Below are 13,803 nucleotides of genomic sequence, written 5' to 3'. Positions count from 1 at the left end.
AACTGTTAGCTATTGATGTCACGCAGCAACTCCTCGCTCAGAGGAGACACTTTGGAAGGATAGAATTTGATGATCTGGCCGTTTTCGCTGATGAGGTACTTGCAGAAGTTCCAGCTTGGCGCGCTGGCATTGCTGCCGTTGGCATCCTTGCTGGTGAGCCATTTGTACAACGGCTGCTGCTCCGCCCCTATCACCGAGGCTTTCTGGAACATGGGGAACGACACCCCGAAGTTCTTCTGGCAGAACTGGGCGATTTCCTCGTTGGAGCCTTTTTCCTGGCCGCCAAAGTCATTGGCCGGGAAACCCAGTACTACCACTTTGTCGCCGTGCAGTTTGTGGAGTTTCTCCAGGTCTGCGTACTGCGGCGTGAAACCACACTCAGAAGCCACGTTCACGATGAGTACCTTTTTGCCTTTGTACTGCTTCAGGCTGGTGTCTTTTCCGTCAATGGTCTTCAACGGAATTTCATAGATAGAGGAAGAGGCGGTGGCTGTATTCATGTTGGTAGCGGTTGGTGTCTCAGGCGTCTTGGCAGCCGGCGAAGAGCAGGCCATCATGAGAGAGAGCGAGAATAGGGTTACAAGCTGTAGCATAATGCAATGGGTTTTATTTCCTTAACCGTTCTGGGTAAAATATGTTCTGTTACTTCTAAATCAAACATTGGAAGAAAGCTTCTCCGTTTTGAGCCAATTTTTGATAAAACCGGCCTAAAATCCACGGGGTTCTTCCTTTAACGTGTCCTGCTTCCCTTCTGATTCTCCCGCCTTTGCTTTTCTGGCAAATTACATCCGCTCTGGCACCGTGATGCCCAGCAAGCCCATGACCAGTTTCAGGGTCTTGGCCACCTGCGCAGACAAGGCAATCCGGAAACTCAGGACCTGAGGGTTGGTCTCCTGGAAAATAGGAACCTCAGTGTAGAAACGGTTGTAGGCCTTGGCTACGTCAAACGCGTACTGCGCAATAATAGACGGCGCGAAGTTGCGGGCCGCCTCGTCAATGATGGAGTCTGCGTAGTTCAGCAGCACCAACACCTCGCGCTCCGTCTCGTGCAATCCCTCTACGCCAGCAAACGCATCGGCAGTGGCCGAGATGCCTAGTTCGTTCGCTTTGCGTTGGATGGCTGCAATACGCGCGTGGGTGTACTGGATGAACGGACCGGTGTTGCCTTTAAAGTCGATGGACTCCTCGGGGTTGAACAGCATCCGTTTCTTGGGGTCTACCTTCAGAAGGAAGTACTTGAGCGCGCCCATGGCCAGTGTATGGTAGAGTTTCTGCGCCTCCTCAGGGGTGAAACCCTCAATCTTGCCCAGTTCATCGGTTTTCTGGCGGGCAGTGTCAATCATCTCCTCCACCAGTTCATCGGCGTCTACCACGGTCCCTTCGCGGGACTTCATCTTACCGCTGGGTAGGTCCACCATGCCGTAGGAAAGGTGATAGATGCCGTCGGCGTAGGGTTTCTGCAGTTTCTTTAAAATCGCCTTTAAAACCTGGAAGTGGTAGTTCTGCTCATCGGCCACCACGTACACAGACTGGTCGTAGTGGAAATCCTGGTATTTGAGTTCGGCGGTGCCGAGATCCTGGGTGATGTACACCGAGGTACCGTCGGCGCGGAGCACCAGTTTCTCGTCCAGACCTTCCTCGGTCAAATCAATCCACACGGAGCCGTCGGGCTTCTTGAAAAAGACGCCTTTTTCCAGGCCTTCCTCCACGCGGTCTTTGCCTAAGAGGTAGGTACCAGACTCATAGTAGAACTTGTCAAAGTCCACCCCAATATTCTGGTAAGTGGCCGTGAAGCCCTCGTACACCCAGCCGTTCATCTTCTCCCAAAGGGCGATGGTGGCAGGGTCGTGCTGCTCCCATTTCTGGAGCATTTCCTGGGTTTCCAGCATAAGGGGAGCCTGCTTTTTGGCCTGCTCCTTGTCTACGCCCTGCGCCACCAGCTGGTCAATCTCCTGCTTGTAGGCCTTGTCGAACTCCACGTAGTACTTGCCCACCAGGTGGTCGCCCTTGATGCCGGCGCTCTGCGGCGTCTCGCCCTGCCCGAATTTCTCATAGGCGATCATGGACTTGCAGATGTGGATGCCACGGTCGTTCACCAGGTTGGCTTTCACCACCTCGCGGCCCGCCGCTTTCAGGATCTCGGCCACGGAGTAGCCCAGGAAGTTGTTGCGCAAATGGCCTAGGTGCAGCGGCTTGTTTGTGTTCGGCGAAGAGTATTCTACCACCACTTTCTGTTTAGGGCCTGTTTCTGAAAAACCAGCCCCTAAACCAGAAACCTGCTCAGAGAACTGCTGCAGCCACACGCTGTCTTTGATCTCGATGTTGAGGAAGCCTTTGACCACGTTGTAGCCGGCGACCTGCGGGGCTCCTTGCGTAAGCGCCTCGCCCAAGGCCTGCCCAATCTGCTCAGGGCCTTTGCCCAAGGCTTTGGTAAGCGGGAAAGTCACAAACGTGAAAGTGCCGGCAAACTCCTTACGCGTAGGCTGCAGGTTAATCTGCTCTGCGGGAAGCGCGTGCTGGAACGTATCTTGTAACGCCTGGCTCAGCGCCTGGGCAATCTGGGTTTCAAGTTGTTTCATCTGTCTTTAAGCCATAGGTACTGACTGCGCCTCTTTGGCCAACCGGTCCTGAATAGCTTCTGTAGTGTGTTCTAAAATTTCAAAGGCGTTCTGCGCCATGGTATTCTCCGCGTCCAGGGTGGGGTTTATCTCCACCATCTCAAAGCAAATCACCTTTGGGTTACTCACCAGCAGGTAACACAGCTCTTTGGCCTGCGCCACGTTCAAGCCCACCTCTACCGGAGTGCCGGTACCCTTGGAAAACTTAGAGTCCAGGCTGTCCACGTCAAAGGAGACGTAGATGATGTCGCAGTCCCGCAGGCGGTTCAGGGCTTCTTCGGCCACCTGCTCCATGCCTTTGGCCATCACCTCGGGGTACGTGAAGTTCTTGATGTTGTGCTTGTCAAACAGGTACACCTCGGGCTTCTCGTAGCTGCGGGTCACAATGTAGACAATGTGCTGGTGTTTGATCTTGGGCTGGTCTGTGCCTACCTTCTTCAGCGACTCCCAGAAGAAAATAGTTTCCTGGTCTGGTTCGTTCACTTTGCAGTCCAGGTTGTCCTCGGCCAGGGAGGCGGCCAGCGGCATGCCGTGCATGTTGCCGGAAGGCGTGGTGTACGGTGAGTGGATGTCGGCGTGCGCGTCTACCCAGATCACGCCCAGGGTTTTGTCTGGGTACGCGGCCTTAATGCCGGCAATGGTACCCCCGGCATTGGAATGGTCGCCGGCCAGCAGCAGCGGGAACATTCCAAGCTCTAATGTTTGTTCAACAGTGTTACTGATGCGTTTGTACGTCTGCAGCACACTGTCAATGTATTTGGCATAGGGAAACAGGTTCTTTTCAAACAGCACATCGTTGAGGTTGGGCACCTCTACGGCGGTGAACCGTTTAAAATAATCGGACTGTTTGTTCAGGCACGCGATCTTGAGGGCGTCAATGCCCAAACTAGCTCCGCGTGTGCCCGCACCTAGCTCAGATTTCACTTCTATCAGTCTGATTTTTTTCATGCAAAACGGAAACTAGTTTTTGCAAAGATGGTAAAATACAAGCAATTTCGCACGCTATCCGTTGGGGATAGCCCTTTACATTATAATGGATAAATACACAGACCTCATACACCAAACCTTTGATTTCCCCACCGAGGAATTCACCGTTCACGATAACGAACTCTTTTTCAACGGCATCCCTATGATGGAACTGGTGAAGCAATACGGCACCCCGCTGCGCCTCACCTATTTACCTAAAATCAGCTCCCAGATTCAGAAGGCGAAAATCCTTTTCCGGGAATCTATGGAGAAGCTGAATTACCAGGGAACGTACACCTATTGCTATTGCACCAAGTCATCGCACTTCTCTTTTGTACTGGAAGAGGCCCTGAAGAATGACATCCATATTGAGACCTCCTCTTCCTTTGACATGCCCATCATCAGGGCGCTGTACGAGAAAGGCAAGGTAAACAAAGACGTGTTTGTGGTCTGCAACGGTTTCAAGCGCGAGCTTTACCGTGACCATATCACGTCCATGCTCAACGATGGCTTCAAGAACGTAACCCCGGTACTGGACCATCTGGGCGAGATTGACCACTATGAGCAACACGTAAACGGCGAGTGCCAGGTGGGCATCAGGTTGGCCTCAGATGAGGAGCCTAAGTTCCAGTTCTACACCTCGCGCCTGGGCATTAACTACAATGACGTAGTAGACCTGTATAAAAACAAGATAGCGAATAATCCCAAGTTCAAGCTGAAGATGCTTCACTATTTCATCAATACAGGCATCAAGGATACATCGTACTATTGGTCAGAACTGAGCCGATTTGTGCACAAGTACTGCGAGATGAAGAAGTTGTGCCCTGAGCTGGACACCATTGATATTGGCGGTGGTTTCCCCATCAAGACCTCTATCCAGTTTGATTACAACTACCGGTACATGATTGAGGAGATTCTGCGCACCATCCAAAATATCTGCAAAGCAGAGGGAGTGCCGGAGCCGAATATCTTCACCGAGTTCGGGATCTATACCGTGGGCGAAAGCGGCGCGCACGTGTACTCCATCCTGGATACCAAACTGCAGAACGACAAAGAGCTCTGGTACATGATTGACGGTTCATTCATCACCAACCTGCCGGATACCTGGGCCTTGAACCAGCGCTACATCCTGTTGGCTTTGAACAACTGGGACAAGAATTACCAGCGCCTGAACATTGGCGGCCTTACCTGCGACAGCCAGGACTACTACAACTCTGAGATGCACTCTTTCCAAGTGTTTTTGCCCAAGATCCAGAAAGAGCAACCAGAGCCGCAATACATTGGATTCTTCCATACGGGTGCCTACCAGGAAAGCCTCAGCGGATACGGCGGAATCAAGCATTGCCTCATCCCATCGCCCAAGCATATCATCATTGACCGCGAGGCAAATGGCGAGTTAAAGTCTTGGGTTTTTGCCGAGGAGCAGGACGTAGATTCCATGCTTCAAATACTTGGATATAAGGATTAAGAAATATTTCTGCAAAAGGATAATAATCCTAAACAAAAACAGTAGTTTTGAAGTAGAATACCTTATATGTTGTATAACTAAAAATATGAAGAACCTTTTCTTATTCGCTTCTATCTGTATGTTGGGCTTTGCATCCTGCAAATCGTCTACTTGCCCCGCCTATTCACAGAAATCTGATCGCTCGGTGGAGCAAAAAGTAATGGCGAAAGCTGTTGCCAAGACTCCAGAAACTAACAAAGTGAACGGATAACGTTCTTCTGATTTAATATAATCTTATTGAAGGCCCGGAAGCTATCTTCCGGGCCTTCCTTTTTCTAAGCGCAACTACAAGCTGATTTTAACTAGCTTTTTATTAGTACCATTTTCCGGCTGTTTTCGTAAAAGCGGCCTTAAAACAGAATTCCCTTATTCTCCTATTTAGTTTGACCCGCAATCCATTGCGCGGCGGCAAGCAAATCCTTTTCCTGGTGCACGTGCGTTCCTACAGGATGCAGGCCCACCAATACTCCTGAAATTCCGCATTTTGCAGCGGCCTGGAGATCACGGGGCTGGTCTCCCACAAGCCAACAGGCTGCCGGATCTAAATTGTACTTAGAGATGGCGCGCTCCAGCATGAGGCTGTTTGGTTTACGGGACAGGGACTCAGAGACGGACGGATGGCCGGGCGCCATATAAAGATCATCCAGAAGCTGGCCGCAGGCGTCCTGCAGTTTTTGATGGCAGGCCAGCACATCGGCCTTTGTGTACAGACCTTTGGTAATACCCGCCTGGTTTGTGACCACAAGTAGCAAATAGCCCATTTCCTTGAGCAGCGCCAACGCCTGGGGCACCCCGGCGCAGACCTCAAAGTCTTGGGTGCGCCAGGTATAGTCTCCCCTTTCCACGTTCAAGACCCCATCACGGTCCAGGAAGACTGCTTTCCTTTTCAAATGCTGTTTCTGATTCTCCATTCGTCCAAAAATAGGCAGAACATATGAGGCTTTTCGCAGGAAAATGGATTTTTGCCTTATTTTATCCAAAGTAGGCACAAACTGGAGACGCACTTCTGCGTACGAAAGAACATCTCTAATTGTCCCCCCTCATGCGAGTAGCAATCATAGGCGCCGGAATTTCAGGATTGGCATTGGCTTACTATCTGCAGAAGCTAGGGGTACGCTATGACCTTTTTGAAAGCGAGCCCCAGGTAGGCGGCGTAATCAAAAGCGTGCAGAAGGGTGCTTACCACTTAGAACTGGGGCCGCACTCGCTGCAAATGAACGAGGAGCTGGAAGAATTACTGCAGGAACTCAAACTGGAGGATGAGGTCATCAGGCCTGCTACCCGTAGCCAGGACCGTTACATCAGGAAGGACGGAGAATACCACTGCCTACCCTCCTCGCCCCGGCGACTGCTTTTGGACTCTTTTTTCCATTGGCGCACCAAACTGAAGATTACGCAAGAGGTGAAACTGCCGCCGCAGGAGGTACCTGAGGAAACCGTGAGCCACTTCTTCAAGCGTCGCTTCGGCCAGGAGGTGGTGGACTACCTGGTGAAACCCATGGTGGCCGGTATGTACGGCGGTGACCCCGATAAACTCTTATTGGAGAAAACCTTTCCGGCGCTCAAGGAGATGGAGCGCAAGCACGGTTCTGTGCTCAAAGCCCTGGACCTGCAGGTAGACCTTCCGCGTAAACAGGTAATCTCGCTCCTTAATGGCTTGCAGACCCTACCTGAGGCCATCGCCTCTAAACTGGTGTCGCTGCACGTAGACCATAAAGTGGAGATGATCCATAAGACAAAGGGAAAATACCTGCTCAGCATCAGGCACGACGTGGAAGGCCTAGCCGATGAGGAATTTGACGCGGTGGTAGTGGCCTTACCGGCCCATGCCGCCGCTGAACTGCTGGACTTCACCACCCCTGGCCTCGCTGCCGCCCTGCACAACGTCTCCTACGCGCCCATGACCGTGGTGCACACCGCCTACCGTAAACATACCATCGGGTTTCCGTTGGATGGCCTCGGGGCTATGCATCCGCAGAAAGAACAGCCTTTCAGCTCAGGTACGGTCTGGAGCAGCGCGCTTTTTCCCCGCATCTGCCCAGACGATGAGGTGTTGTTCTCTTCGTATGTAGGAGGCAGCCAGGCCGCCGAGTTTGCTAGCCTTCCGGAGGCCGAGATTCTGCTGCGGGTCCACGAGGAACTCACGGAGAACTACGCCATCTCTGCCAAACTGCCGGTTTTTCAGCACTGCTACCGCTGGCCCTCGGCCCTGCCCCAGGCCGATATCTTTATCACTGATGTGCACCTCATGCTGGGTTTGCTGGAACAAGACCAACTGTACGCCTGCACCAACTGGGTTGCGGGACCTGCCATTCCAGACTGTGTGCGCTTTGCCAAACAGCTGGCCCAGAAAATTTTTTCCCAGCGCCCTTCCCTCCCATAAAACCATATAGGTTATATTTGGGGAATGAAAGAGTCCGTGGTGGTCATCCCGACCTACAATGAAATAGAAAACATTGAAGCAATAATCCGTAAGGTCTTTTCATTGCCCCACCCTTTCCATGTGCTCATTGTAGACGACAACTCCCCGGACGGCACCGCCGAGGTGGTGATGCATCTGCAGACAGAATTCCCAGATCGGCTGTTACTGGAGCAGCGCAAAGGCAAGCTTGGCTTGGGCACGGCCTACATCCACGGCTTCAAATACGCCTTGCAGGCTGGCTACAAGTTCATCTTTGAGATGGACGCCGATTTCTCGCACAATCCTAATGATTTGATGAGCCTTTACAACACCTGTGCGGTGGAAGGCTACGATCTGGCCATCGGGAGCCGCTACAGCAGCGGGGTAAATGTGGTGAACTGGCCCATGAGCCGGGTGCTTCTCTCCTACTTTGCCAGCCGCTACGTGCGCCTGATCACGGGCATGCCCATCCATGACGCCACCGCCGGTTTCAAGTGTTATCACCGGCAGGTACTGGAAACCATTAACCTGGACAAGATCCGCTTTATTGGGTATGCCTTCCAGATTGAGATGAAGTTCCTCACCTATAAGTTTGGGTTCAAGATAAAAGAGGTGCCCATCATCTTCACAGACCGCACCAAGGGCCAGTCTAAAATGAGCAAAGGCATCATCAAGGAAGCATTTATCGGGGTCATCCAGATGAAGCTGAGTAGCTATTTCAAGCAATTCAAACGCCGCGAATTGGTGGCCGTTTAGGGCCCGTTTTCCTAAAAACCGCTTAAAACCGAAACCGCTCAGCCCCTTTTCCATGGTTTTGCGGTTGTTTAGCTGTATCTTTCATTTTCTATTATATGATGGTATTTCTTATAAGGGGCTAAATAATTGCTTCTCAAAGGATACTGTCTGCACCTTGTCATTAACCTGATACCGTGAAAACAGATATCTTATTTTGGGTGGGGTTCAACGCATTTGTGCTGATCTTGCTAGCGTTAGACCTCTTTGTATTCCACCGGAAAACACACGTTGTAAAGATAAAAGAGGCCCTGCTGTGGAGTGCCTTCTGGATCATTCTCTCTTTGGCCTTCAACGTGTTCATTTATTATTGGAAGGGCAGTGGTCCGGCCCTGGAGTTCCTTACGGCCTACCTCATTGAGAAGTCCCTGAGCGTGGACAACCTCTTTGTGTTTATCCTTATCTTCAACTTCTTCAAGGTACCGCCTAAATTCCAGCATAAAATCCTTTTCTGGGGAGTACTGGGCGCACTGTTCTTCCGGGCAGTGTTCATTCTGGTAGGCGTTACTTTGCTTGCCAAATTCCACTTCATCGTCTACATCTTGGGCGGTTTCCTGGTATTCACCGGGATCAAGATGGCCACCTCCTCCGGTGATGAAGACATTGACCCGGAGGCAAATCCCGTGGTGAAATTCGTGAGCCGGTACATGCCTGTGACCAACCGTCACTATGAGGGTAACTTCTTTGTGAAGCTGGATAAAACGGTTTTTGCTACGCCGCTGTTCCTGGTGCTGATCATGGTGGAGACCACCGATATTGTCTTCGCCGCCGATTCAATCCCTGCCATCCTAGCCATTTCCAAAGATCCGTTCATTGTGTATACCTCCAATGTGTTTGCGTTGCTAGGATTAAGGGCCCTGTATTTCGCGCTTTCGGGTATCATGCAGCTCTTCCATTACCTGCACTATGGCTTGTCCCTCATCCTGGTCTTCATCGGGGTAAAGCTGCTGATTTCAGGGTACTATGAGATTAACATGATGGTGGCCCTGGGTGTGGTAGCCTTCATCCTGACGGCCTCTGTGCTGCTCTCGCTGTTGTTCCCTAAGAAAGAAGGTCCTGTGGTTCCTATCCAGGAGCAGGAAGAAGAGACAAGGGCCTAGCAAGTTCCAGGTTCTTTTTGCTCGAATCTAAACCTTTAGATCAATTTCGTTTTTGGGCTGATTCTGCTAAAACAACCTTAAAACAAGAATCCTCAGAACCAAGATCACTAAAGTATATAAAAGGAAGAGGCTGCGTTCCATTGGAGCGCAGCCTCTTCCTTTTATATACTGTATTTCTATTAGAAATCTAGTAAATCAATAGGCGCTAGTTGAAGGGTATCCATTAGCTGAACGTGAGTGGTATCTGGTTTAGGGATAATAAAGCTACCAGCCCGGCCGCTCAAATTCACATACGTGGAGACGCTGGCCGCCTGCGATGGGGAGATCAGCCCGCGTTTAAGCATGTTCCCGCTTATGAGCTTGAAGAAGTACCTCGGATAGGCCCGTAGCCCACCGTAAGCATCAAAATAAGTGCGGTACTGTTTAGGCTTAGGTACGATGCTGGCCAGGAAAAGGCTTTCTTCTAAGGTTAACTGGCTTGGTTCTTTGGAGAAATAGAAACGGGCCGCTTCCCTGATGCCGTAGACGTTTGGCCCCCACTCAATAATGTTGAGGTACACCTCAAACATCCGCTCCTTGTTGGTAAGCCTCAGGTTCTCGATAATCCAGACAATAAGCGCCTCCTCCACTTTCCTGGTAATAGTTTTCTTTCTGGTAAGGAAAGCGTTTTTTACCAACTGCATAGACACCGTACTACCTCCCCGCACAAAGGAATTCTCCTTGATGTTGGTAATCAGTGAATGTCTAAATGCCCCTTCATGGAAACCTTTGTGCGTCAAGAAACGCGGGTCTTCGGCTGTAAGGATGGCATACTTGAGATGGTTTGGAATCTGATTGTAAGGCGTGAAGTTTGGGTTAGAGGGACCTACCTGGAAAGTTCTTACCACTTTGTCTTTCTCGTAGACCGTGTGCGTGAACTCCTGGTTCAGTTTTCTTAAGTCTACCGGGCCAAACTGAGTGATGTTGAAATCTGGAGAGGCATCTAAGTCAGAGTCAAACTTAAGGCTGTCTACCTGGGCCATGTCCACGAAGAAGTTCATGCGGTACTTGAACGTACCGGTGGCTTGCACGCCTTGGAAAGTATCAAACAAACCAGGAGGCAGCGAAGCAAAAAGGTCGTTGGCCGGAATATCCGGTGAGTTTATCTTGATTCCGATTTTGCGTTTAGGGCGGGTCTCGTACGTTGCCTCGGGGTAGAAAATGGCTTTGTTGATGCGCACCTCAGACTCTGGCTCAAGAGCGTAGTAATGATCTCCCAAGGTGAGGACGTACTTCATGGCCCCATTCTGCACAGTCACATTCTCATCCGCAATCTTAGGGTGGTTCAGCACAAGTCCATATGCACTAGACTCACCGCTTATAGTCAACTGGTTGTTCTTGTACACCTTATTGGTGATACTGAGGCTTAGCGTATCAAACCGCATGGTAGCCCCGAACTTCTGCTGAATATAGGGTACCTCAATGCTTTTGGATTGGTTATCACCATAGAACTTAGCCGCAAGCAGGTAGTTATCGGGGTCTATAACCCCTTTGACGTACATGGTGTTGGTGAGCGCCTCGGTGGTGATGGTCATGCGTGCATTGATCTCCCCATCCTCTACTAACATAGTAGGCAGGTTCATGTTGATGGTACGGCCATCGTTCTTGAACAGCACGGCCAGGTTTCTGAAATTCACCCCATCCGGCACATTTTCAAAAGCCGTTTCAATGAGCCTGTTGAGCAATGTACCATAGTTAGAGGTTTTCTTAGCGGTAGAATCTACAGTTTCTCCGGCAGCTTGCTTTTTGTACAAGAAAGAGAAATTGTCTACGCTATCCTGCTTAAAAGCGGTGATAGCGCCCTGCGCCATATCAAACTGCTTGAACACCATCCGGCCCAAAAAGAGCGATCTAAAACTCACCGTTGCCTCTACAGTATCAATCTGCATAAGTTTAGGGCGGTCATTGGGCAATAAAGCAATATCCGTGACCAATACGGTGTTTAGGTCCAAAAACCGGGCATTCCCAATCTTGAGCTTGGCTGGATACTTATTCTCAACTTTCTGGATGGCTTTGGCCACCGCATACTTCAGAATCCTTTCCCGGTTAAGCAGGAACACCACAAAGCCAATCATAATGACCGAGGCGAATCCCCCAATCCCAATCAATAGCTTCTTCTTATTCCTGACAAAAAAATCTGTGAATCTTGACAAGGTGCTTTGTATAGTTAGTTTTAATCCAGAGCCCTACATTTTTCCTGCTCCAACTTGCAAAAGTAACGCAATCCCCGATACCTAAAAATTCTTGGCATCGCAACTGGGTAAATACGGTGTGTAAAGTACAAGGTTTATGAAAAGAAACGATTAAGAACTGGGTTTAGGTTCAGGTAGCTAGAGGTTCTCATCTTCCTTTATATCTTTGAGTAAAATCTGTATTTATGAATTTAACAGCACTTACCGCTATTTCTCCTATAGATGGACGCTACCGTAATCAGGTGGCGCCGCTTGCCGCTTACTTCTCTGAATTTGCCCTTATCCGTTACCGCCTTTTAGTAGAGGTAGAATACTTTATCTCCCTCTGTGAACTTCCTTTGCCTCAGCTTAAAGACTTTGATAGCAACCTTTATGCCGGTATGCGAAAAATCTACGAAGACTTTTCGCTGGAAGATGCCCAAGCCATTAAGGATACTGAGAAAGTCACAAACCATGACGTAAAAGCAGTTGAGTATTTCCTGAAGGACAAACTTGAGAAGCTGGGTATTGGAGAAACAAAGGAGTTTGTGCATTTCGGCCTAACTTCACAAGACATCAACAACACTGCTATTCCGGTTTCTCTGCAAGAAGCTGTTCAAAAGGAGTACCTACCTCTCCTAAATCAGGTAAAAGAAACTCTGGCTACTCTGGCAGTAGAGTGGAAAGAAATTCCAATGTTGGCCCATACCCACGGACAACCAGCTTCCCCTACCCGTTTAGGTAAAGAGATCCAGGTATTTGTAGAACGCCTAGAGCAACAACTTCTTTTGTTTAATCAAATTCCTTTTGCTGGTAAGTTTGGTGGTGCTACCGGTAACTTCAACGCACATTTTGTAGCCTACCCCTCCATTAACTGGATCAATTTTGGAAATAAATTCCTGCAGGATAAACTCAATCTGAAAAGAAGTCAGGTGACTACTCAAATAGAGCATTATGACCATCTAGCTGCCCTCTTTGACAACATCAAAAGGATCAACACCATTCTGATGGATTTTGCTCGTGATATATGGCAGTATATCTCTATGGGCTATTTCAAGCAAAAGATTAAAGAGGGAGAAATCGGATCTTCGGCTATGCCACATAAAGTTAACCCTATTGATTTCGAAAATGCAGAAGGTAACCTTGGTATGGCCAATGCTATTTTCGCATACCTTTCAGAGAAACTGCCCATTTCCAGACTACAAAGAGATTTAACAGATTCAACTGTTCTCAGGAACATTGGAGTTCCTATCTCCCATTCTTTACTAGCCCTAAGGTCTCTAGAAAAAGGAATAGGCAAACTACAATTAAATAGAGAAGCCTTAAACAATGACTTAGAGGAAAACTGGGCAGTAGTAGCCGAGGCCATCCAAACTGTCCTCCGAAGAGAAGCCTACCCTGCACCTTATGAAGCATTGAAGGCTTTGACTAGAACCAATTTAAAAATCACAGAGGCATCCATTAAGGAGTTCATAAATGCTCTAGATGTTCCAGATGAGATAAAAGATGAGCTAAAGTTGATTTCTCCTTTCACTTTCACCGGGATTACTCTTTATTAAAACCATAAAAAGTATATCAATTGCAGAGGCCTACCTTCAAGTAAGAAAGTAGGCCTTTACATTTAATATACTTTAAAGAAAGGAAACTAGTCTAGGTAGATAAGTTTCGATTTAAGGCTCTTTTTTAGAAAAGGAGTATAAACAGCAAGATAATCAAGGTCAGATTATGCCTGATAACAATTTGGGATTGATATTCCAGTTTAGGGCTTGGTATTTGGATACAGACCCAGAACGAGGCAAGCCTGGAGGCTTGTCGAATAAGATTTGCAGGATGGGCTTTATATATTGTTTATCGTGATAAGAGAGTTTGCGATCCTAAACTCCCGGGCTTACTTCCACTTAATACTATATAGAGTGAACGGGAATAGAGGCAAGAAACAGCAGCTGGAAAAGGGTAATGCAGCCCTTAGAGGAACCTCATTGACTAAGGGAGATAGAGAGAAAGCCCCTGCATCACACTCCCCCTGCCCGCTTATAAACGAGACAGCCCCCCTCCATCTCTGAAGGGGGGCTGACTAAAAAGTGGGGTTGGCGGCTACCTACTCTCCCGCGTGTGACCGCAGTACCATCGGCTCGGCGGGGCTTAACTTCTCTGTTCGGAATGGGAAGAGGTGGACACCCGCGACATAGCCACCATTATCTTGGGATCC

10 protein-coding genes and 1 rRNA gene are annotated in these 13,803 nt (G+C 49.3%); 5 read left to right on the top strand and 6 right to left on the bottom strand.

Annotation, left to right across the window (positions count from 1 at the left end):
* Positions 1-5: 5 nt before the first annotated feature.
* The 3 genes from FOA19_RS09210 to FOA19_RS09200 all read right to left on the bottom strand — a co-directional run bounded on the left by FOA19_RS09210 (position 6) and on the right by FOA19_RS09200 (position 3,566).
* Positions 6-593, bottom strand: coding sequence for a glutathione peroxidase (locus FOA19_RS09210; RefSeq protein ID WP_149090554.1), 588 nt, complete (start codon positions 591-593; stop codon positions 6-8).
* Positions 594-782: 189 nt separating this feature from the next.
* Positions 783-2,579: an arginine--tRNA ligase gene (argS, locus tag FOA19_RS09205; protein ID WP_149090553.1), complete on the bottom strand. Its 1,797-nt coding sequence runs from the start codon at positions 2,577-2,579 to the stop codon at positions 783-785.
* Between the two features lie 6 nt (positions 2,580-2,585).
* Positions 2,586-3,566, bottom strand: a complete 981-nt coding sequence (locus FOA19_RS09200) for an arginase (protein WP_149090552.1) — start codon at positions 3,564-3,566, stop codon at positions 2,586-2,588.
* An 85-nt stretch (positions 3,567-3,651) separates the two neighbouring features.
* Between FOA19_RS09200 and FOA19_RS09195 the strand changes: the two genes are divergently transcribed.
* A complete protein-coding gene (locus tag FOA19_RS09195; protein WP_149090551.1) occupies positions 3,652-5,052 on the top strand; it encodes a type III PLP-dependent enzyme domain-containing protein in 1,401 nt (466 codons plus the stop codon).
* 413 nt (positions 5,053-5,465) lie between these two features.
* On the opposite strand, the gene FOA19_RS09190 is transcribed toward FOA19_RS09195, so the two are convergent.
* Positions 5,466-6,002: a D-glycero-alpha-D-manno-heptose-1,7-bisphosphate 7-phosphatase gene (locus FOA19_RS09190; protein WP_149090550.1), complete on the bottom strand. Its 537-nt coding sequence runs from the start codon at positions 6,000-6,002 to the stop codon at positions 5,466-5,468.
* A gap of 131 nt (positions 6,003-6,133) precedes the next feature.
* On the opposite strand from FOA19_RS09190, the gene hemG reads away from it, so the two are divergent.
* The 3 genes from hemG to FOA19_RS09175 all read left to right on the top strand — a co-directional run bounded on the left by hemG (position 6,134) and on the right by FOA19_RS09175 (position 9,384).
* Entirely contained in the window at positions 6,134-7,474 is a 1,341-nt protein-coding gene (gene hemG, locus FOA19_RS09185) for a protoporphyrinogen oxidase (protein WP_149090549.1), read from the top strand.
* A gap of 24 nt (positions 7,475-7,498) precedes the next feature.
* Positions 7,499-8,248, top strand: coding sequence for a polyprenol monophosphomannose synthase (locus FOA19_RS09180; RefSeq protein WP_149090548.1), 750 nt, complete (start codon positions 7,499-7,501; stop codon positions 8,246-8,248).
* 173 nt (positions 8,249-8,421) lie between these two features.
* The gene (locus FOA19_RS09175; RefSeq protein WP_149090547.1) at positions 8,422-9,384 is read left to right on the top strand and encodes a TerC family protein; all 963 of its coding nucleotides are present in this window, start codon (positions 8,422-8,424) and stop codon (positions 9,382-9,384) included.
* A 179-nt stretch (positions 9,385-9,563) separates the two neighbouring features.
* Here the strand turns inward: FOA19_RS09175 and FOA19_RS09170 are convergent, their stop codons facing one another.
* Positions 9,564-11,576: a biosynthetic peptidoglycan transglycosylase gene (locus tag FOA19_RS09170; protein WP_149090546.1), complete on the bottom strand. Its 2,013-nt coding sequence runs from the start codon at positions 11,574-11,576 to the stop codon at positions 9,564-9,566.
* Positions 11,577-11,800: 224 nt separating this feature from the next.
* Here FOA19_RS09170 and purB point away from each other — a divergent pair, with 224 nt between their 5' ends.
* Complete coding sequence (gene purB, locus FOA19_RS09165; protein WP_149090545.1) at positions 11,801-13,153, top strand: adenylosuccinate lyase; 1,353 nt, start codon at positions 11,801-11,803, stop codon at positions 13,151-13,153.
* 526 nt (positions 13,154-13,679) lie between these two features.
* On the opposite strand, the gene rrf is transcribed toward purB, so the two are convergent.
* Positions 13,680-13,791 (bottom strand): 5S ribosomal RNA (rrf, locus tag FOA19_RS09160).
* Positions 13,792-13,803 lie beyond the last annotated feature (12 nt).

It is taken from the genome of Rufibacter hautae (assembly GCF_008271695.1).
GTDB lineage: Bacteria > Bacteroidota > Bacteroidia > Cytophagales > Hymenobacteraceae > Nibribacter > Nibribacter hautae.
The sequence above is the reverse complement of the archived record's forward strand: the minus strand, read 5'-3'. Positions and strand labels throughout refer to the sequence as shown.

What these genes read in the sequence shown, in the direction of transcription:
- FOA19_RS09200 (WP_149090552.1), bottom strand. Translation starts at nt 3,566, where the DNA reads ATGAAAAAAATCAGACTGATAGAAGTGAAATCTGAGCTAGGTGCGGGC.
- hemG (WP_149090549.1), top strand. Translation starts at nt 6,134, where the DNA reads ATGCGAGTAGCAATCATAGGCGCCGGAATTTCAGGATTGGCATTGGCT.
- argS (WP_149090553.1), bottom strand. Translation starts at nt 2,579, where the DNA reads ATGAAACAACTTGAAACCCAGATTGCCCAGGCGCTGAGCCAGGCGTTA.
- FOA19_RS09210 (WP_149090554.1), bottom strand. Translation starts at nt 593, where the DNA reads ATGCTACAGCTTGTAACCCTATTCTCGCTCTCTCTCATGATGGCCTGC.
- FOA19_RS09180 (WP_149090548.1), top strand. Translation starts at nt 7,499, where the DNA reads ATGAAAGAGTCCGTGGTGGTCATCCCGACCTACAATGAAATAGAAAAC.
- FOA19_RS09190 (WP_149090550.1), bottom strand. Translation starts at nt 6,002, where the DNA reads ATGGAGAATCAGAAACAGCATTTGAAAAGGAAAGCAGTCTTCCTGGAC.
- purB (WP_149090545.1), top strand. Translation starts at nt 11,801, where the DNA reads ATGAATTTAACAGCACTTACCGCTATTTCTCCTATAGATGGACGCTAC.
- FOA19_RS09195 (WP_149090551.1), top strand. Translation starts at nt 3,652, where the DNA reads ATGGATAAATACACAGACCTCATACACCAAACCTTTGATTTCCCCACC.